We start from the raw sequence: 1427 nt of genomic DNA, 5'->3' as shown, positions 1-1427 counted from the left end.
GCAACGGCCGACCCCGCGGCCGTAGACGCCCACCACCGAAGTGTCCAGACTGACCTGAGACATCAACTCTGTCCGGACAAACCCGAGACATGACACGAGCTGCGAGATGTCGGCGCCCGCCAGTGTCCTGGACGTGCTCGGGGGCCGGCGGCAGCTGGCGGCGGCCGACGTTCGCCGTGGCGGTCGGGCGGTCGGGCAGGTCGGCGCCCGCCAGTTGCCGCGAACCCGAGCCACGAGATGTCCACCGACGTCACGCGCCCGGGTCGTGTCCACAGCAATGCCCTGGTGAGCCGCGCGCACAGCGAGTCGCCGACGACGCTCGGGAGATGGTCCACCCCGATCCAGCCTTAGATGCGCCCGTCGTCACCACCGCAGTCGCGATCCGTGGCTGCCCGCGTCGAGCGGCCTTCCAGCCGGTCACGCGGGGCGTCCATCGGCGCCGGCTCGATGGGGGAGACTCGAGAGATCCGTGGCTCGCCGACCTCGCCGGGTGGCAGCTGCTCCTGACCCAGCACGGCTGCTTCACCGGTCTGACCGCGGCGCGCATCCGCGGGTGGGGGCTGCCTCCCGTGCCGGAGGCCACGCCCGTCTTCGTCGCCATGCAGCTCGACGACCCGCGGCCCATGCGCGACGGCATCCGCACGAGTCGGCACCCCGATCCGATTCCGCACCAGGTCATCGGTGGTCTCAGGTGCGCGACTGCGGCCGAGACGATCCTGGCCTGTGCCCGGTGGCTGTCGGTGCTCGACCTCGTCGTGGTGGTGGACAGCGCGCTCCAGGCCGAGGACGTCACCGTCGAGGAGCTCCGACGGGTGTGCCGGCCGCGGCGACGTGGACGGACGGCCCTGCTCACCGCGCTGGGCCGGGCGGACGGGCGTGCCGAATCCACGTGGGAGACGCTTCTGCGGCTGCTCCACGTCGCGGTGGGTGTCGAGGTCACACCGCAGCTCGAGGTGCTGGACGAGGGCGGGGAGCTCGTCGCCCGGGTGGATCTCCACCTGGTCGGCACGACGTCCGACCACGAGTACGACGGAGGCCACCACCGCGAGCCCGACGAGCATCGCGACGACCTGAGGAGGGAGCGACGGCTCAGCTCGCTGGGACGCGTGCGCCGGGGCTACACCGCCTCAGACGTGGTCCGGCGGCCGATCGGGGTGCTCCGCGACGTGGACCTGGCGCTGGGCCGGGCGCACGACCCGGGGCGGATCCGCCCGTGGATCGCCATGCTGCGGGAGTCGCTGTACACCCCGTCCGGCCGGGCGGCCTTCCTGCGGCGCGTCGGGACCACGTCTGTGACTGGCGGCAAGTGACATCCCTACCGAGGACGGGTCCGTTGTCCTGACTTGTGTCGGTATGGACAGTTCTGTCTCGGGTTCGTCCGGACACTTTGACCCGCTGTGAGCGCATGGTGCGTCCATGGCAGACAG

General features: G+C 71.6%; 1 protein-coding gene. It reads left to right on the top strand.

Going from position 1 to position 1427, the window contains the following annotated elements:
• Positions 1 to 326 precede the first annotated feature (326 nt).
• On the top strand, positions 327 to 1310 hold the full coding sequence (locus DAE25_RS22595) for a hypothetical protein (RefSeq protein WP_107768545.1): 984 nt from the start codon (positions 327 to 329) through the stop codon (positions 1308 to 1310).
• Positions 1311 to 1427: the final 117 nt, after the last annotated feature.

This window comes from Nocardioides terrigena (assembly GCF_003047265.1).
GTDB lineage: Bacteria > Actinomycetota > Actinomycetes > Propionibacteriales > Nocardioidaceae > Nocardioides > Nocardioides terrigena.
Note: the sequence above shows the minus strand (reverse complement) of the source record. Positions and strands in the feature narration are given on the sequence as shown.